Origin of the sequence: Enterobacter sp. E1, from assembly GCF_016809815.1 — a bacterium.
In the GTDB taxonomy this organism is placed as follows: Bacteria; Pseudomonadota; Gammaproteobacteria; order Enterobacterales; family Enterobacteriaceae; genus Enterobacter; species Enterobacter adelaidei.
Map to the genome: position 1 here is coordinate 575911 of NZ_JAFBJM010000001.1, position 17652 is coordinate 593562.

The 17652-nt window shown below is 53.4% G+C and carries 16 protein-coding genes; 3 read left to right on the plus strand and 13 right to left on the minus strand.

Annotated elements, in window-relative coordinates; all coding sequences use genetic code 11:
- The first annotated feature begins 14 nt into the window (after window positions 1–14).
- Window positions 15–794, plus strand: a complete 780-nt coding sequence (gene elyC, locus JGF26_RS02925) for an envelope biogenesis factor ElyC (protein ID WP_049005478.1) — start codon at window positions 15–17, stop codon at window positions 792–794.
- Here elyC and JGF26_RS02930 read toward each other — a convergent pair.
- The 7 genes from JGF26_RS02930 to JGF26_RS02960 form a co-directional block, all read right to left on the minus strand.
- Complete coding sequence (locus tag JGF26_RS02930) at window positions 771–1664, minus strand: YcbJ family phosphotransferase (protein WP_134707392.1); 894 nt, start codon at window positions 1662–1664, stop codon at window positions 771–773. The genes elyC and JGF26_RS02930 overlap by 24 nt on opposite strands.
- Before the next feature lie 143 nt (window positions 1665–1807).
- Window positions 1808–2554 carry a 3-deoxy-manno-octulosonate cytidylyltransferase gene (kdsB, locus tag JGF26_RS02935; protein ID WP_049005476.1) on the minus strand — a complete coding sequence of 249 codons (747 nt, stop codon included), beginning with the start codon at window positions 2552–2554 and terminating at the stop codon, window positions 1808–1810.
- Window positions 2551–2733 carry a protein YcaR gene (gene ycaR / locus JGF26_RS02940; protein ID WP_006174474.1) on the minus strand — a complete coding sequence of 61 codons (183 nt, stop codon included), beginning with the start codon at window positions 2731–2733 and terminating at the stop codon, window positions 2551–2553. Before ycaR ends, kdsB begins: the two co-directional genes overlap by 4 nt.
- A gap of 45 nt (window positions 2734–2778) precedes the next feature.
- On the minus strand, window positions 2779–4008 hold the full coding sequence (locus JGF26_RS02945; protein WP_128348087.1) for a winged helix-turn-helix domain-containing protein: 1230 nt from the start codon (window positions 4006–4008) through the stop codon (window positions 2779–2781).
- Window positions 4009–4052: 44 nt separating this feature from the next.
- Complete coding sequence (gene lpxK / locus JGF26_RS02950) at window positions 4053–5030, minus strand: tetraacyldisaccharide 4'-kinase (RefSeq protein WP_134707391.1); 978 nt, start codon at window positions 5028–5030, stop codon at window positions 4053–4055.
- Window positions 5027–6775 (minus strand): lipid A ABC transporter ATP-binding protein/permease MsbA, encoded by a 1749-nt coding sequence (gene msbA / locus JGF26_RS02955; protein ID WP_049005473.1) that lies wholly within the window; start codon window positions 6773–6775, stop codon window positions 5027–5029. Before msbA ends, lpxK begins: the two co-directional genes overlap by 4 nt.
- Before the next feature lie 36 nt (window positions 6776–6811).
- Window positions 6812–9076: a ComEC family protein gene (locus tag JGF26_RS02960; protein WP_134707390.1), complete on the minus strand. Its 2265-nt coding sequence runs from the start codon at window positions 9074–9076 to the stop codon at window positions 6812–6814.
- Between JGF26_RS02960 and JGF26_RS22505 the strand changes: the two genes are divergently transcribed.
- Entirely contained in the window at window positions 9075–9197 is a 123-nt protein-coding gene (locus JGF26_RS22505; RefSeq protein ID WP_255660271.1) for a hypothetical protein, read from the plus strand. The genes JGF26_RS02960 and JGF26_RS22505 overlap by 2 nt on opposite strands.
- 94 nt (window positions 9198–9291) lie before the next feature.
- Here the strand turns inward: JGF26_RS22505 and ihfB are convergent, their stop codons facing one another.
- The 6 genes from ihfB to JGF26_RS02990 all read right to left on the minus strand — a co-directional run bounded on the left by ihfB (window position 9292) and on the right by JGF26_RS02990 (window position 15700).
- Entirely contained in the window at window positions 9292–9579 is a 288-nt protein-coding gene (gene ihfB, locus JGF26_RS02965; RefSeq protein ID WP_008499965.1) for an integration host factor subunit beta, read from the minus strand.
- Between the two features lie 170 nt (window positions 9580–9749).
- Window positions 9750–11423 carry a 30S ribosomal protein S1 gene (gene rpsA, locus JGF26_RS02970; protein ID WP_008499966.1) on the minus strand — a complete coding sequence of 558 codons (1674 nt, stop codon included), beginning with the start codon at window positions 11421–11423 and terminating at the stop codon, window positions 9750–9752.
- Window positions 11424–11534: 111 nt separating this feature from the next.
- The gene (cmk, locus tag JGF26_RS02975; RefSeq protein WP_013097305.1) at window positions 11535–12218 is read right to left on the minus strand and encodes a (d)CMP kinase; all 684 of its coding nucleotides are present in this window, start codon (window positions 12216–12218) and stop codon (window positions 11535–11537) included.
- Between the two features lie 185 nt (window positions 12219–12403).
- The gene (aroA, locus tag JGF26_RS02980) at window positions 12404–13687 is read right to left on the minus strand and encodes a 3-phosphoshikimate 1-carboxyvinyltransferase (protein ID WP_049005471.1); all 1284 of its coding nucleotides are present in this window, start codon (window positions 13685–13687) and stop codon (window positions 12404–12406) included.
- A 69-nt stretch (window positions 13688–13756) separates the two neighbouring features.
- Entirely contained in the window at window positions 13757–14845 is a 1089-nt protein-coding gene (gene serC / locus JGF26_RS02985) for a 3-phosphoserine/phosphohydroxythreonine transaminase (RefSeq protein WP_028019248.1), read from the minus strand.
- 162 nt (window positions 14846–15007) lie between these two features.
- Entirely contained in the window at window positions 15008–15700 is a 693-nt protein-coding gene (locus JGF26_RS02990) for a DUF421 domain-containing protein (protein ID WP_134707389.1), read from the minus strand.
- A gap of 126 nt (window positions 15701–15826) precedes the next feature.
- On the opposite strand from JGF26_RS02990, the gene ycaO reads away from it, so the two are divergent.
- Window positions 15827–17587 carry a 30S ribosomal protein S12 methylthiotransferase accessory factor YcaO gene (ycaO, locus tag JGF26_RS02995; protein WP_033830109.1) on the plus strand — a complete coding sequence of 587 codons (1761 nt, stop codon included), beginning with the start codon at window positions 15827–15829 and terminating at the stop codon, window positions 17585–17587.
- Window positions 17588–17652: the final 65 nt, after the last annotated feature.

Consider the following 17652-nt stretch of genomic DNA (forward strand, 5'->3'; position numbering starts at 1 on the left):
AGGAACCAAAAAGGATGCTTTTTACCCTTAAGAAATACATTGGAGGGATGATGCTTCCCCTTCCTCTGTTGCTCATCATCATCGCGCTGGGGCTGGCGCTGGTGTGGTTCAGTCGCTTTCAGAGAAGCGGCAAAACGCTTATCACGCTTGGCTGGTTTGTCTTGCTGCTGTTGAGCCTGCAGCCGATCGCGGATGGCCTGTTACGCCCAATCGAAAATAAGTACCCGACATGGCAGGGAAATCAGAAAGTAGCGTACATCGTGGTGCTGGGCGGCGGATATACCTGGGACCCTGACTGGGCACCCAGCTCAAACCTGATCAACAATAGCTTGCCAAGGTTAAACGAAGGTATTCGCCTGTGGCTTGCGAACCCGGGATCAAAAATGATCTTCACCGGCGCGGCGGCCAAAACGAACCCGGTAAGTACGGCTGAAGCAGGTGCCAGAGTCGCGGAATCACTCGGCGTGCCACGATCCGCTATCATCACTCTGGACAGCCCAAAAGATACCGAAGAAGAGGCGGCAGCAGTGAAGCAGGCGATTGGCGATGTCCCGTTCTTACTGGTGACCTCCGCCTCACACCTGCCACGAGCGATGATTTTCTTTGAAAAACAAGGTCTGCACCCGCTTCCCGCACCAGCAAACCAGATGGCCATTGATGCCCCGCTCAACCCATGGGAACGGGCAATCCCGTCCCCGGCGTGGCTGATGCATAGCGATCGCGTCGGCTATGAGACGCTCGGTCGCCTCTGGCAGTGGCTGAAAGGTTCCTCAGGCAAGCCAGGGCAAGAGTGATTTTGTCGCCAGATCGAAGTTTGCGCGATTAAAACGCCCGGTATTGACCAATTGCGCGACTTCGTCCCAAAGCAGATAAAGCCAGCGTCGCCAGAGAAACGCTTCTGCAACGGGCGCGCGTTGAAGGTAGTGCCAAATTAAACCTTCCGCCGCCCCGCTGTCGCTGAGCCTGAATAACTCATATTCGCGCGGAGCCCAGAGCATGATCCCCGGCCCGACCATCGCCAGAAGCTGATCGCTGCGGGAATCTTTCAGCATGCTGCGCAGGGTAAAATTACCGTGGATCAGCACGCAGTTATCATTAAAGCCTTCAAACAGCGCCGGTAAGCACTCGCGGGTGCGAAACAGAATACGTTTGTCCTGCATAGTTAAACCGGTGTTATTGAACTGGTTAAGCGTCCCCCACAGTACTTCAACCCGCTGGCGATACCACAGCGGCCACAGGTTTTCCTGGGTACTGTCGACCGGACCGACAAGTCCACGGCTATCCTGACGGTGCCAGGCCAGCAGCGCCTCGACTATCTGGTCTTTCAACTGTTCCCAGCGTTCCGGCGTGCGTGCCGGTGCTTCAACAGGCACACCACGCAAACGCTCGATCAGCAATACATCCGGGCCGGGATGTTCCTCATGGGTCATCACGCCGTACACCGTTGGCATACGGACGGTCCCCTCCCGTGCCAGCATCGACATTTTCCACGCAAGCTGCCTGGCAACCCCCGGCGAGGTAAAACTTCTGGCCATCAGTGGCATTGGGTTACCCTGACTGTCATACAACGACCAGAGCGCGGTATCGGCCTTTTCACTCACGCACTCAACCCGGCTTAACTTCTCGCCCAGCAGATGGCTAAGTTCGGCACGCAGCTGTTCCATATGAGATTACCCCCATCAAGACTACTGCTTTTATAATGAGCGCGCAGAATGAAGATGTCACCCGGAAGAGATCAATTATGGAAAAGAAAGGGAAAAAATAGCAGGGAGAGAACATCCCCCCGAAAGGAGGGATGAAGGCAATATTAACGCAGTTCGGCGCGAACGCGCTCAAGATCTTCCGGTGTATCAACGCCCGTTCCAGGCACTTCCATGGCAACAGCAACGTGGATTTTTTCACCGTACCAGAGCACACGAAGCTGCTCCAGCATTTCAATATGTTCCAACGGGCTGGGTGCCCAGGTGACATATCGACGAATAAAGCCGGCGCGATAGCCGTAAATCCCCAGATGGCGCAGGAATGAATCACCGATAGTCTCTTTAGAGAGCGCAAAGCGATCGCGATCCCACGGAATCGTGGCGCGGGAGAAATAGAGCGCATAACCTTCGGCATCCATCACCACCTTCACCGCATTCGGGTTGAATGCTTCTTCAGCGTGGTGAATGGGTACTGCGAGTGTGGCCATACCGACCTGACGTTGTGCCAGGTTTTCCGCCACCTGACGGATAATAACCGCCGGGATCATCGGCTCGTCGCCCTGGACGTTAACGATGACCGTATCGTCACTAAAACCGCATTTTTCAACCACTTCCGCCAGACGTTCAGTGCCGGACTGGTGATCGGCACGGGTCATGCACACCTCTCCGCCGACTGCCTCCACCGCGCGGGCGACGTCCGGATGATCGGTAGCAACAATAACGCGATCGGCACCCGATTCACGTGCACGCTCCAGGACATGCACAATCATCGGCTTGCCGTTGATATCCACCAGTGGTTTACCCGGCAGTCGCGTTGACGCATAACGCGCAGGAATAATGACAACAAAACTCATGGCTTGCTCTCTTCTGCCACCAGGGAGCGGGCTTCGTTTTCCAGCAAAACCGGAATACCGTCACGCAGCGGGAAAGCCAGGCTGTCCAGCTTGCAAATCAGCTCTTGTTTGTCCTGGCTATAGTAGAGTTTGCCGTTGCACACCGGGCAGGCAATAATTTCAAGTAAACGGTGATCCATAGTTCCTCCGTATGGGTAATCATTAAAGCTTACCACATTCCCTTTTCAGAGAGTGCCTGTTTCCCAGCCACTTCGGCAGGTTGTAAACAGTCCGTCAGGTACCCGCCCCAGCGTCACGTTGCTGGCCCCCTGCCAGCGAGCAAAATCGCTTATAGCGGACGCTAACCCTTTTTCCAGACTCGCTGACACTCTGATACCCTCTTCCAGATAGAGTGCGATGACCTCAAGCGTGTCGGTTTTACGGTGCATTTTGGCGTCCATGCGCCCGACAAGTTGCCCTTTGTGCAGCAGAGGCAGAACAAAGTAGCCATACTGGCGCTTCGGTGCTGGAGTGTAGCACTCCAGTCGGTAAGTGAAACCGAACAGTTGCTCGGCTCTTTTTCTGTCCCAAACCACAGGATCGAAAGGAGACAGCACCGCGCTATGTGTTGCCTGAAGTTTTCCTTCCTGAGCCTGAGGCAGAAGCGGAAGTAGCTCCGAATGCAGCCACATTTCTCCCAGTGTTTCCACTGTGACGGGAACGACTCGCTGTTCGCGCTGCCATATTTCCAGCAATGGTTTCAGCGCGGGCTGGCGCAGGCGGTAATAATCTGCCAGCCACTGTGGGCGGAAAATACCCAGACTGCGGGCACTGTTTTCCAGCATGACATCCTCAGCCGCTTCCTGAGTCAATAAGTCACGCTCATCGTCCCAGTGAGGCATCACACGATGGGTCAGGTCGTATACACGCTGAAAATTACGCCGTTCAATCACCATGACCTGGCCTGACGTAAACAGTCCTTCGAGATGGCGTTTATGCGGCTTCCACTCCCACCAGCCGCTCGTACCTTTTCGCGGATGCTCAAAATCGGCAGAACGTACAGGTCCGTTTTCCTGAATGTGGCGGATGAGTTGCTCAATCTCAGTTGCATGTTCCAGCATCCACTCTTGCCGGTACTTCCAGCCCATCTTCTCCGGAGCAAGCATCCGGTGACGAACCAGGGCAAAATCACTGCGAGGCAAGAAACACGCTTCATGCGCCCAGTACTCCATTAACTCCCCTTTGCTGAGAGCCTCATCCAGCCATTGCGAGGGATAATTCCCCAGACGGCTAAACAGCACCAGATAAGGGCTACGGGCCACGATGTTAATGGTGTCGATTTGAAGTAGCGACATGCGCTGGATGGTAGAGAGGATATCGGCAGATTGCGCGCGGCGACGGGGTTTTTTGAGTAACCCCTGCGCAGCAAGGTGCAAATTACGTGCGGCTGAAAGCGAGAGTTGCGGTAAAGACATGCGTTTTCCTGTCAGTCAAAGCGCCACCAGAACCGCGTAAGCCTTCACTTCACCAACGTGATCAGTTCCTTGAGTAATTGTTCCGGCTGCTCGCCGCTGAGTTCAGCGTCAACCGGCAGGTACCACCAGTTTTCTTTTGCAAAGGCACGGCATTTCACCGCATCTTTTTCGGTCATGATCAGCGTCTGTCCCGGCATAGTCAGGGCATCGACCTGCTCTTCCACCAGCGCCTGGTGGTCCGCCAGCGGCACACATTTTTCAAGCTGTGCGCCACACTGTTCCAGCGTCGTGAAGAAACGTGGAGGATGGCCAATACCGGCCATCGCTACCAGGGCGGGAAGTTGTGCAACTTCCCGGCGTTCCCCGGTCTGCAAATTCACCGCCAGACCAGGATGGAGATGCATAGGGATTTCACCCGCTTTTGCCACACCACCATTCACAATGACCGCATCTACGGATTTCAGACGTGAAGCGCGTTCGCGCATCGGCCCGGCCGGCAGCCACCAGCCATTGCCAAAACGACGAACGCCATCAATAACCACAATCTCTTTGTCACGCACCAGAGCATAATGCTGCAGACCATCATCAGTGATGATGATTTGTACCGCATGTTCTGCAAGCAGTGCCTGCACGGCGTCGCTGCGCACCGGAGAAACCGCAACCGGAGTGCCGGTACGCTGGTAAATTAAAACCGGTTCATCACCCGCTTCAGCAGTCGATGTTTCATCCGTCAGCAGCAGTGGGTAATGCGTTGCCTTGCCGCCATACCCGCGCGACACTACGCCGGGACGTATACCGCGTTTTTGCAACTGTTCCACCAGCCAGATAACGACTGGCGTTTTACCGTTGCCACCCGCGGTGAGGTTACCGACAACCACTACCGGAACCGGCGCGCGCCATGCGCGTTTGAGCCCCAGACGATAAAGAAGACGAATGACAACGCTCACCAGGCCATAAAGCCAGGAGAACGGCAGAAGCAGTAGCCACAGCGGCGATTCACCGGACCAGATGCGTGCAATCATGCGCCAAACTGCATCTTATGAAGCTGGGCGTAAACACCACGGTGCTCCAGCAAATCAGTATGGCTTCCGCGTTCAACAATGACGCCATCTTCAACCACCACGATTTCATCAGCCTGCTCGATAGTCGACAGACGGTGTGCAATCACCAGCGATGTACGGTTCTTTTGCAGTTCATCCAGGGCTGACTGAATCGCGCGTTCCGATTCCGTATCCAGCGCCGAGGTCGCTTCATCAAGGATCAGAATTGGGCTATCGCGCAGCAGCGCACGCGCAATGGCGATACGTTGACGCTGCCCACCGGAGAGTAGCACCCCGTTCTCACCGATTATGGTATCCAGTCCGTTATCCATCTTGTTGATAAAGTCCATTGCGTACGCCATACGCGCGGCGTTTTCAATCTGCTCGCGGCTGTATTCATCAGTGCGTGCATAAGCAATGTTGTTTGCAACAGTATCGTTGAACAGATGCACGTTCTGTGAGACCAGCGCAACCTGGTTACGCAGCGACTGCAGGGTGTACTCTCGCAGGTCATGGCCATCCAACAGAATCTCACCTTCGTTAATATCGTAGAAACGGGTGATCAGGCTGGCAATGGTCGATTTACCTGAACCGGAACGACCAACCAGTGCAACGGTTTTCCCCGCCGGAATGGTCAGGTTGATGTTGCGCAGGGCCGGAGTTTCACGGCCAGGATAGGCGAAAGTGACATTGCGGAATTCGACATCGCCACGGGCGCGCTCAATCACGCGTGTACCTTCATCTTTCTCCTGCTCGGAATCCAGAATGCTGAAGAGAGTCTGACAAGCAGCCATCCCACGCTGGAACTGGGCATTGACGTTTGTCAGCGATTTCAGTGGACGCATCAGAGCAATCATCGAGGAGAAGACCACGGTGATAGTACCCGCCGTCAGCGTCTCCATCACGCTAGGGAAGCTTGCCGCATACAGAACGAATGCCAGTGCCAGAGAGGCAATCAGCTGAATAACAGGGTCAGAGATTGAAGAGGCCGACACCATTTTCATCCCCTGCAGGCGCATTTTGTTGCTGACTTTGTCAAAGCGGTGGGTTTCGACTTCCTGACCGCCGAAAATCAACACCTCTTTATGTCCTTTCAGCATCTGTTCTGCACTGGTCGTCACCTGCCCCATGGTGTTCTGCATATTCTTACTGATATTGCGGAAACGTTTTGAGACGACGCGAATCGCAATAGAAACCACCGGTGCCAGAACGATAAGGATGATCGACAGCTGCCAGCTGTAATAGAACATCATCGCGAACAGGCCGATAATCGACGCGCCCTCACGCACAACGGTAATCAGTGCGCTTGATGACGAGGAGGCAACCTGTTCTGAGTCGTAGGTAATGCGAGACAGCAGCGTCCCGGTCGACTGTTTATCAAAGAATGAGACCGGCATGCCCATCATGTGACTGAACAGACGGCGACGCATAGTCATAACCACTTTCCCTGATACCCAGGAAATACAGTAGCTGGAGATATAGCTGGTGATGCCGCGTAAGATCATCAGTCCGATAACCACCAGAGGCATCCATAGCAACACTGAGCGATCCGTTTTACCAAAACCGTCGTCCAGTAACGGTTTGAGAAGCGATAGCATAAAAGTATCGCTGGCTGCGTTGAGGATTAACGCTACACCCGCCACGATCAAGCCTGGTTTAAAGGGCGCAATCATCGGCCAGAGTCGGCGGAAGGTTTGCCACGTGGAGAGATCTTTGTCGTTATGCATTCAAAAAACCAGCATTTGTTGAAATAGCCGCATATTCTACCCGTTATCTACGGGCGCGCCAAACCACTGATGATACCAACGTGGTAAAAATTGCTCTCGCAAGCGCAGGATTTGCCAGCGATGTTGCGAAAATGTCACCGATATTTGTCCAGAATGGGGGGTATCGTGCCAGATATATCCCTCTTTTCGATAACGTCGAACCACTTTCGCCGACGGAAATCGCCATGCGTTATAGCGTGCCGCCGAATCCAGGGCAATTTGCCCTTCTACCCGTTGAACCAGTGGCAATGAAGAAGACGTCTTACTGCCATGATGGGGTACCTGTATGAGTGTAGACGTCACATTACGCCAGTAATGGCTAAGCATTGCCTGTTCCGCTTGCGCTTCAATGTCCCCTGTCAGCAGAACACTCTGCTCGCCGTCGTCAATTTTTACCACACAGGAGTGGTTGTTTCCTTGAGCAGGATAATTTTCAGGTGGCCAATGGACGGCGAAGGTCAACCCCTGCCAAATCCATCTCTGCCCACGAAAACAGGGATGATGCCCTGCCTGGCGTAATGGACTTCTTATCCACAAATCAGGCCATGTTTTTTGCAGCGATATCAGCCCTCCCGCATGGTCAAGATGCTCGTGACTGAGAATTACGCCTTCTGGTCGCAGGTGATGCCAACGGAGCCACGGAATAATTAACCGCTGCGCACTATCGCCGCCTGGCCAGGCGAGCCCGGTATCATAGAGAATGGCTTTTCCCTGTCTTTCAATAACCATTGCCAGGCCCTGCCCCACATCCAGCATATGTAACGTCCAGCTATCGCTTTTTGCCGTTCGCCAGAGGGGAAATGTGAGTATGACACTTCCAGCCAGGCAAACGGCAGGAACACTGCTCCAGGCACGAAACCGCCAGCCAACAATGATAAGCCAGGGGAGTAATGTGAGGGACTGCCAGCGTTGATCCACATTTTGCCAGCCATCAGGCAGGCGCATCAGCAGCCAGAACAATACCGCCAGAGACTTTTCGGCTGCAAACCAGATGGTACTTTCCAGGGCCGTCAGTGGAAGCAGATGAAGCAGCATACCGAGCAGGATCAGCGGGACAGAGACCAATGTCACCAGGGGAACGGCAAAGAGATTCGCAACCAGGGAAGAGATGCTGAAGCCATGGAAAATCAGGACCTGCAAAGGCATGAGCAACAGCAGCATTCCTATCTGAAGATAAAGCAGATTCAGTAGCGGCCGCATCCAGCGAGCCCGGTGTCCGTGAGGAAGAGGCAACCACTGAAACCAGAAAATCAGTGCGGCAACCGCAAAGGCTGACAAGAGCAGACTCTGTGAAAGCACAGCTAATGGATCGATTAACAGGATCGCCGCAACACAGCAAAACCAGATCTCCCAGGGGGACCATTGACGGGCGGCGATCCGCAACGCCGCCAGCATAGTAATGGCGGTAACCGTTCGCAATGCCGGGGGTTGCAGACCAGTAAGCCAGGCATAGAAGGCAGCAAAAACCACCCCAGCCAGCAGAGGCATCTGCCAGCGGATCCAGTGGCAGGGTAATAAAAACTGGAACCCACGTGCGAGTAGCCAGGCGATGGATGCTGCCATCGCGATATGCAGTCCTGAAATTGCCATCAGATGGAGTGTGCCGGTTTCCCGCATCAGGTCTTTTATTTCCTGGGGTACGTCCAGACGTTCTCCCATCCCCAATCCAAGGATAACAGCCCCCCATTGATAAGAAGAAAGCCGGTTTTGCAGTGACATCAGGTATTGAGCACGCAGGCTACAGCGTCCATCGACGAGTTCCGCATGGGTGAAGCGCCCACTCAGTGTTTGATGTTGGGCAAACGCGCTTCGCTGAAGATCGTAGCCCCCGTCATTTAATTCTCCATGTACAGGCCTAAGTCTGAGCGTCATGGCCCAGCGCTGGCCGGCACAAACCTTTTGCGGCAGTGCATTGCCATACAATGTTACGCCAGCCGATGTCCACCCGCGTTGGCCATCGACGTTGATAATCTTTCCCTGATGCATTGTTGAACCATCAGTGGCGGTGATCTCTACCTCAGCATGTACGGCATCTGACGTTAAATGTTGCATCGGCCAGACGCTCTCTTGAGCGGCAAGAATTCCCCATACGCAAAATAATAAACCGATCCCCACATATTTCAGTCGTACGCGCCGCTGCGCGGCCAACCCTATTCCGCCAACAATCATTATCCACACGAAATAGCGTGGTGGCAGTTCAGGTAACCAGAGTAACGGAGTTATCGCCAGAATGGCACAGACGCTAATAGCGGGAATTCTCATGACTACCTCCCTGTCTCAGGAAAGGCAGTATGCAGGCAGGCAGGGTGAGCCGTCAGTTGAGAAAAATGCGTTTTACAGCAAGCGCTGTATTGATTTTATTGGTTTGCAGAAAGCGAAATGAAAAATGCGCGGTTTCTTCAGAATTGAAACGATAAAGACAAAAAAAGCACCCGCAGGTGCTTTCTTTCGAACCCAGTTTAACCCGATGGCTAAACTCAGTTACCGTAAATATTGGCGCGGTCGCGCAGTTCTTTACCCGGCTTAAAGTGTGGAACGTACTTACCTTCCAGCTCGACTTTATCACCCGTTTTCGGGTTACGCCCGGTGCGTGGAGCACGATAGTGCAGAGAAAAACTACCGAAACCGCGGATTTCAATGCGCTCGCCCTGGGCAAGAGTGGAGGCCATATGCTCCAGCATCTCTTTTACGGCATCTTCCACTGCCTTGGCAGGGATATGCGGTTGCTGACTGGCAAGTCTTTCAATCAATTCTGACTTGGTCATGATTCCTCCGGTTCCTTTCAAACCAATTAGCTGAACAGCTCATTAAACAAGGGCGGCCGTAGCCGCCCTTTGTTATTGATTACAGGACGAATCCTGCAATCTGTCAAGTTTGCTCCTCATCCTTCACGCTGTAAATGCATTACAGCTCAAATGATGCTGAGAACTTGATATTACTCGCCTTTAGCTGCTTTGAAAGCTTCAGCCATTGCGTTGTTAGAGAAGTTTGCATCTTCCTGTTTGTTAACAGTTGCGATTGCATCTTTCTCATCAGCTTCGTCTTTAGCACGAACAGACAGGCTGATTGCACGGTTCTTACGGTCAACACCGGTGAACTTAGCTTCAACGTCGTCGCCTACGTTCAGAACCAGAGTGGCATCTTCAACGCGGTCACGGGAAGCTTCAGAAGCGCGCAGGTAACCTTCAACGCCGTCAGCCAGTTCTACGGTTGCGCCTTTAGCGTCAACTGCAGTCACTTTACCGTTTACGATTGCGCCTTTCTTGTTCAGTGCAACCCAGTTGTTGAACGGATCTTCTGCGAGCTGTTTAACGCCCAGGGAGATACGCTCACGCTCTGCGTCAACCTGCAGAACAACTGCAGCGATTTCGTCGCCTTTTTTGTATTCACGAACTGCTTCTTCGCCTGCAACGTTCCAGGAGATGTCAGACAGGTGAACCAGGCCATCGATGCCGCCGTCCAGGCCGATGAAGATACCGAAGTCAGTGATAGACTTGATTTTACCTTCAACACGGTCACCCTTGTTGTGGGTTTCCGCGAACTGCTGCCATGGGTTGTTTTTGCACTGTTTCAGGCCCAGGGAGATACGACGACGTTCTTCGTCGATATCCAGAACCATCACTTCCACTACATCACCAACGTTAACAACTTTGGATGGGTGGATGTTTTTGTTGGTCCAGTCCATTTCGGAAACGTGCACCAGACCTTCAACGCCTTCTTCGATCTCAACGAAGCAGCCGTAGTCAGTCAGGTTAGTAACACGACCAGTCAGTTTAGTACCTTCTGGGTAACGCTTAGCGATAGCTACCCATGGATCTTCGCCCAGCTGTTTCAGGCCGAGGGATACACGAGTACGCTCGCGGTCGAACTTCAGCACTTTAACAGTGATTTCGTCGCCCACGTTCACTATTTCGCTTGGGTGCTTAACGCGTTTCCACGCCATGTCGGTGATGTGCAGCAGGCCATCAACGCCGCCCAGGTCAACGAATGCGCCGTAGTCAGTGAGGTTCTTAACGATACCTTTGACTTCCATGCCTTCCTGCAGGTTTTCCAGCAGCTGATCGCGTTCTGCGCTGTTTTCGGACTCGATAACAGCACGACGGGAAACAACAACGTTGTTACGCTTCTGGTCCAGCTTGATTACTTTGAACTCAAGCTCTTTGCCTTCCAGGTGCAGGGTGTCACGGACTGGACGAACGTCTACCAGAGAACCTGGCAGGAACGCACGAATACCATTCAGCTCAACAGTGAAGCCGCCTTTAACTTTGCCGTTGATAACACCGACCACAGTTTCAGCTTCTTCATAAGCTTTTTCCAGCGTGATCCATGCTTCGTGACGTTTAGCTTTCTCACGAGAAAGCAGGGTTTCACCGAAGCCGTCTTCTACTGCGTCCAGAGCAACGTCAACTTCGTCACCAACCTGGATTTCCAGCTCGCCCTGGGCGTTTTTGAACTGCTCTGCCGGAATGGCGGACTCAGATTTCAGACCGGCGTCAACCAGTACTACGTCTTTGTCGATAGCAACAACAACACCGCGAACGATGGAACCCGGACGGGTTTCGATTTCTTTTAAGGATTCTTCAAACAGTTGAGCAAAAGATTCAGTCATGTTTAATCTTCAGGTTAATATTAACGTCCACCTGGCTCCGTGCCGGATGGGGTTGTTTCACATACCCGCCGTCAATCCATTGCAGCGGGGGTACTGCTAAATCGGTCGCGATTACGCGAGTGCCAGTTTTTGGCGCGCATATTGTAGCGCTTTTTCAATCACTTGCTCAATAGTTAAACTGGTTGAATCCAGAACTAATGCATCTTCTGCAGGAACAAGTGGGGCGACGGCGCGGTTACGATCGCGGTCATCACGCTCTTTTATCTCGGATAAAAGGCGATCAAAGTTAACACTAAACCCCTTCTCCTGCAACTGAAGCATGCGGCGTTGAGCACGTTCTTCAGAAGAGGCGTCAAGGAAAATTTTCACTGGCGCATCAGGGAATACCACGGTTCCCATATCGCGTCCGTCGGCGATCAGACCCGGGGCTTCACGGAAAGCGCGCTGACGACGTAACAGAGCCTCACGAACGCGCGGGAATGCTGCAACCTGAGAGGCCGCATTCGCGACTTCCTGAGTACGAATTTCACCACTTACGTCTTCCCCTTCCAGGATGACTTCCAGGTTGCCATCGGTCGAGACAAAACGCACATCCAGATGCGCAGCCAGCGGTACCAGCGCTTCTTCAGACGCAACATCCACATGGTGATGCAACGCTGCCAGAGCCAGCACGCGATAGATTGCTCCCGAATCTAAAAGATGCCATTGCAATGCTTCCGCCATCGCTTTGCACAGAGTACCTTTCCCTGCGCCACTAGGCCCATCAATGGTGATTACCGGGGCAACTGCCGTCATCTTTTTCTCCTTAAATAAGGCATACCGTTTACATGAACGCCGCGCATTATACGCGCCAACGTGCGCAACTGTTACCTTTGCGTGCAAATTACGGAATGATTGAAGCAGAGTGTAGAAGAAATGAACGGAAGTGTTCGTCAGGAAACGTAAGGAAATGCCGCATCAGATGATGCGGCAAAACATCATCAGGCCAGCGTGCTAATGCGTGCCAGCTGTTCGAAGTAGTCCGGGAAGGTTTTCGCGGTACATTTCGGGTCAAGAATGGTGACCGGCGTGTCTGACAGCGCCACCAGCGAGAAACACATCGCCATACGGTGATCGTTGTAGGTTCCGATTTCCGCAAACTGCAGTTTTGCCGGAGGGGTCACGCGAATGTAGTCTTCGCCCTCTTCCACCTCGGCACCGACTTTTCGCAACTCTGTCGCCATTGCGAACAGGCGGTCCGTCTCTTTTACGCGCCAGTTGTAGATGTTACGCAGCGTGGTGGTGCCTTTGGCAAACAGCGCCGCCGTGGCAATGGTCATCGCCGCATCCGGGATATGGTTCATGTCCATGTCGATGGCGTTCAGCTCGCCGTGGGTACAGGAGATGAAGTCATCGCCCCAGGTGACAATAGCGCCCATTTTTTCCAGCACGTCCGCAAAACGGATATCGCCCTGCACGCTGTTTCGGCCAATACCGGTCACTTTTACGGTGCCGCCTTTAATTGCTCCAGCGGCCAGGAAATAGGATGCAGAGGAAGCATCACCTTCAACAAGGTAGCTACCCGGGGATTGATATTGCTGTGCTCCACGCACCACGAAGCGCTGATAAGACTGGTTCTCCACCTCAACACCGAAGGTTTTCATCAGGTGCAGAGTGATATCAATATACGGTTTGGAAACCAGATCACCCTTAATGGTGATAACCGTGTCCTGCGGTGCCAGCGGTGCAGTCATCAGCAGTGCCGTCAGGAACTGGCTGGAGACGCTGCCGTCAACCTCAACGCTTCCGCCGGTAAAACCTCCGCGCAGACGCAGCGGTGGGTAGTTTTCCTGCTCCAGATACTCAATCTGCGCGCCGCCCTGACGCAGCGCATCCACCAGATGACCAATCGGGCGCTCTTTCATGCGCGGCTCGCCGGTCAGCACAATATTGTTGCTGCCCAGACACAGGGCTGCCGCCAGCGGACGCATTGCGGTACCGGCGTTCCCCAGAAACAGCTCCAGCTCTTCACCAGAGCGCAGTGCACCGCCGTTACCAGTCACTTCACAACGCGTGCGGTCGTCAGACAACGTGTATTGAACTCCCAACGCTTTCAGCGCATTGAGCATGTGGCGTACGTCATCGCTATCCAGCAGATTTGTGAGGACAGTGGTGCCGTTTGCCAGAGCTGCCAGCAGCAGAGCGCGGTTCGAGACACTTTTTGAACCAGGCAGATTAATGGTGCCATCTACCCGCGCGATAGGTTGTAACGTCAGGGATTCCATGAAAACTTAACTCTCAAATCAACATAATAAAAACCCCGTAGCAGGGCTACGGGGGTGAAAACAGCGTAATTAACCGTGGCGACGTTCGAAGTCGATCATGAAATCGGTTAGAGCTTTAACGCCTTCCAGCGGCATCGCGTTATAGATGGAGGCACGCATACCGCCAACAACACGGTGTCCCTTCAGTGCATGCAGGCCGGCCGCGAAGGACTCTTCCAGGAAGACTTTATCCAGGTTGCTGTCTGCCAGCTGGAACGGCACGTTCATGCGGGAACGATTGGTTTTCGCGACATCGTTACGGTAGAAATCGCTCTTGTCGATGACGCCATACAGCAGTTCAGCTTTCTGCTGGTTAACCTTGTCCATCTGCGCCACACCGCCGTTTTGCTTCAGCCATTTGAACACCAGACCGGAGAGGTACCACGCAAACGTAGGTGGGGTGTTGAACATAGAATCGTTATCGTTCAGCACGGTGTAATCGAGAATCGACGGGCAAGATTTATGCGCTTTCCCCAGCAGGTCTTCACGCACGACGACGATAGTCAAACCGGCCGGGCCGATATTTTTCTGTGCGCCCGCATAGATAACACCGTAGCGGCTGACATCAATCGGTGCAGACAAAATGGTGGAGGAGAAATCCGCGGCAACCACGACATCGCTGCCGAAGTTTGGCGTCTCATCGATGGCAATCCCGTCAATGGTTTCGTTCGGGCAGTAGTGCAGATACGCTGCGTTATCAGAAAGCTGCCACTCGCTCATTGGCTTAACGGCGCGCAGACCGTCAACGGTCACTTTGGCGTCGATAACATTTGGCGTGCAGTATTTATGCGCTTCTTTAACGGCACTTGCCGCCCAGTAACCCGCGTCAACATAGTCAGCCGTCGTTTTGTTACCGAGGATATTCAGCGGTACACCTGCAAACTGACCGCGTCCGCCGCCGTGACAGAACAATACTTTGTAGTTCGAGGGAATATTCAGCAGATCGCGAAAATCCTTTTCTGCCTCTTCCGCCACCTGAATAAACTCTTTACCCCGGTGGCTGATTTCCATCACCGACGTACCGAGACCGTTCCAGTCACAAAGTTCCTGTTGGGCCTGTTTAAGCACGTCTGCCGGTAACATTGCCGGACCTGAACTGAAATTAAAGACTTGAGCCATTTCCCCTCACCACGCTAAAAGCCATAAGTTATAACTGTGGATATCGGTTTTATCATTCAGTGACACGCGCCGCAATGTCTAAAACTTATAGCCGGCGAAATGTGTCCCGCGTCACACAAAACAATCTACCGCCTCGTCAGGACAAAACCGACAAAATGGCTGTCAGGTAAGCCGTTTAGCCTGGCTAACCTTCGACCATTCCGGATTTGCACAGCGGGGGCATAATTGACGATCGCCCGGCTGCATCGCAACCACGTGGCTACATCGTACGCAGGCATATTCGCCAGCTTCAGGAACCGTTCTGAAACGTTCGATCAGCATGTCCGGTAAAATACAGAGACCGGGCTTTACGTCCTCGTCAGAATAGTAATAAACGCTGATCTGCCCGTTGGTTTCCATTATTGCCAGACGCACCTGCCCGAGCTGTTCCACGCTATTCAGGCGTAGATCCATAAAGAACTCAAACTCGGTCATGTTGGCACTTTTTACATTTTCCCAGGCCAACTGTCCGCCCTCGACGATTACAACCGGCTTCCCTTCAAGCAGGTCTTCCAGCTTTTCGCTTTTCGACATCAGCCACATGACAAGACGGTAAAGTAGCGCCAGTGAGACAAATACAATAAACACCGGCACCATAGGCACATCATCATAGAAGGCAACATCACCCGCCGCTGATCCCAGCGTCAGGATAATCAATACCTCAAAGAGCGACATCTGCCGGACGCCACGACGGCCCGTAATCTTGAGAAACAGAAAGACCAGGACGAAGGTATACAGACTGCGCAGAGCGACTTCGCCTAAAAACTCAGGAGGGACTTTATCAAACGCCATCCGATGGAGATCGAAAGCTTTCATTTTTCTATGCCTTACAGTAGGTTACTGGCTATAAGCATAGCTCAGGCATTTATTTTCGCCGGAGATAGCACCTGTCACGCAAAACCCGTATCATTGCGCGCTTTACGTACGATAAAAGTGAACGCCATGACTCAAACATTTATCCCCGGCAAAGACGCCGCTCTGGAAGATTCCATCGCTCGCTTCCAGCAGAAACTGACCGACCTGGGCTTTAACATCGAAGAAGCCTCCTGGCTCAATCCGGTGCCTCATGTCTGGTCCGTGCATATTCGCGATAAAGACTGTGCCCTGTGCTTTACCAACGGTAAAGGTGCGACAAAAAAAGCGGCACTGGCCTCTGCGCTGGGTGAGTATTTTGAGCGTCTGTCCACCAACTATTTCTTCGCTGACTTCTGGCTGGGCGAAACCATCGCTAACGGCCCGTTTGTTCACTATCCAAACGAAAAATGGTTCCCACTGACCGAAGATGACGAACTGCCGGAAGGTATTCTCGACGCCCGCCTGCGTGCCTTCTACGATCCGGAAAACGAACTGACTGCCAGCATGCTGATCGATCTGCAGTCCGGTAACGACGATCGCGGTATCTGTGCCCTGCCATTTACCCGTCAGTCTGATGAGCAAACCGTCTATATTCCGATGAACATCGTCGGCAACCTGTATGTCTCCAACGGTATGTCCGCCGGTAACACCCGCAATGAAGCGCGCGTGCAGGGTCTTTCCGAAGTCTTCGAACGTCACATCAAAAACCGCATTATTGCCGAATCTATCAGCCTGCCTGAAATTCCGGCAGACGTGCTGGCGCGCTACCCGGGCGTGGTGGAATCCATCGCCAAACTGGAAGCAGAAGGTTTCCCAATCTTTGCGTATGACGGCTCGCTGGGCGGTAAATACCCGGTTATCTGCGTCGTGCTGTTTAACCCGACCAACGGCACCTGTTTCGCCTCCTTCGGCGCGCACCCTGACTTCGGCGTGGCGCTGGAACGTACCGTCACCGAACTGCTGCAGGGCCGTAGTCTGAAAGATCTCGACGTGTTCACCCCGCCAACGTTTGACGATGAAGAAGTGGCCGAGCATACCAACCTCGAAACCCACTTCATCGACTCCAGCGGTTTGATCTCCTGGGATATGTTTAAGCAGGACGCAGACTATCCGTTCGTGGACTGGAGCTTTGCCGGTACCACTGAAGAAGAGTTCGCCACGCTGATGGCGATCTTCGACGCGGAAGATCAGGAAGTCTATATTGCCGACTACGAACACCTTGGCGTCTACGCCTGCCGTATTCTGGTGCCAGGTATGTCCGACATCTACCCGGCTGAAGATCTGTGGCTGGCGAATAACAGCATGGGCGCGCATCTGCGCGAGACGCTGCTGGCTCTGCCGGGCAGCGAATGGGAGAAAGAAGATTATCTGAACCTGATCGCCCAACTGGACGAAGAAGGTCACGATGACTTCACCCGCGTACGCGAACTGCTGGGCCTGGCGACCGGTAAAGACAACGGCTGGTATACCCTGCGCATCGGGGAGTTGAAAGCCATGCTGGCCCTGGCGGGTGGCGATTTGGATCAGGCCCTGGCCTGGACCGAGTGGACCATGGAATTCAACCAGTCGGTCTTCTCTGCCGAGCGCACCAACTATTACCGCTGCCTGCAAACGCTGTTGTTGCTTGCACAGGAAGACGATCGCGAGCCGCTGCAATATCTGAATGCCTTCGTACGGATGTACGGTGCTGAGGCGGTAGAAGCGGCCAGTGCGGCCCTGAGTGGCGAAGAGCCGTTCTATGGTCTGCAGGCTGTTGATAGCGATCTGAAAGCCTTCCCGGCGCACCAGTCACTGCTGAACGCCTATGAAAAACTGCAGAAAGCAAAAGCCGCTTACTGGTCAAAATAAGCGCACATAACATTAGCAGCAGTAGGCGTATTCAATCGTCTGGGCTATATTACGGGGCAATTTCA

What these genes read in the sequence shown, in the direction of transcription:
- elyC (WP_049005478.1), top strand. Translation starts at nt 15, where the DNA reads ATGCTTTTTACCCTTAAGAAATACATTGGAGGGATGATGCTTCCCCTT.
- JGF26_RS02930 (WP_134707392.1), bottom strand. Translation starts at nt 1,664, where the DNA reads ATGGAACAGCTGCGTGCCGAACTTAGCCATCTGCTGGGCGAGAAGTTA.
- kdsB (WP_049005476.1), bottom strand. Translation starts at nt 2,554, where the DNA reads ATGAGTTTTGTTGTCATTATTCCTGCGCGTTATGCGTCAACGCGACTG.
- ycaR (WP_006174474.1), bottom strand. Translation starts at nt 2,733, where the DNA reads ATGGATCACCGTTTACTTGAAATTATTGCCTGCCCGGTGTGCAACGGC.
- JGF26_RS02945 (WP_128348087.1), bottom strand. Translation starts at nt 4,008, where the DNA reads ATGTCTTTACCGCAACTCTCGCTTTCAGCCGCACGTAATTTGCACCTT.
- lpxK (WP_134707391.1), bottom strand. Translation starts at nt 5,030, where the DNA reads ATGATTGCACGCATCTGGTCCGGTGAATCGCCGCTGTGGCTACTGCTT.
- msbA (WP_049005473.1), bottom strand. Translation starts at nt 6,775, where the DNA reads ATGCATAACGACAAAGATCTCTCCACGTGGCAAACCTTCCGCCGACTC.
- JGF26_RS22505 (WP_255660271.1), top strand. Translation starts at nt 9,075, where the DNA reads ATGACTACCTCCCTGTCTCAGGAAAGGCAGTATGCAGGCAGGCAGGGT.
- JGF26_RS02960 (WP_134707390.1), bottom strand. Translation starts at nt 9,076, where the DNA reads ATGAGAATTCCCGCTATTAGCGTCTGTGCCATTCTGGCGATAACTCCG.
- ihfB (WP_008499965.1), bottom strand. Translation starts at nt 9,579, where the DNA reads ATGACCAAGTCAGAATTGATTGAAAGACTTGCCAGTCAGCAACCGCAT.
- rpsA (WP_008499966.1), bottom strand. Translation starts at nt 11,423, where the DNA reads ATGACTGAATCTTTTGCTCAACTGTTTGAAGAATCCTTAAAAGAAATC.
- cmk (WP_013097305.1), bottom strand. Translation starts at nt 12,218, where the DNA reads ATGACGGCAGTTGCCCCGGTAATCACCATTGATGGGCCTAGTGGCGCA.
- aroA (WP_049005471.1), bottom strand. Translation starts at nt 13,687, where the DNA reads ATGGAATCCCTGACGTTACAACCTATCGCGCGGGTAGATGGCACCATT.
- serC (WP_028019248.1), bottom strand. Translation starts at nt 14,845, where the DNA reads ATGGCTCAAGTCTTTAATTTCAGTTCAGGTCCGGCAATGTTACCGGCA.
- JGF26_RS02990 (WP_134707389.1), bottom strand. Translation starts at nt 15,700, where the DNA reads ATGAAAGCTTTCGATCTCCATCGGATGGCGTTTGATAAAGTCCCTCCT.
- ycaO (WP_033830109.1), top strand. Translation starts at nt 15,827, where the DNA reads ATGACTCAAACATTTATCCCCGGCAAAGACGCCGCTCTGGAAGATTCC.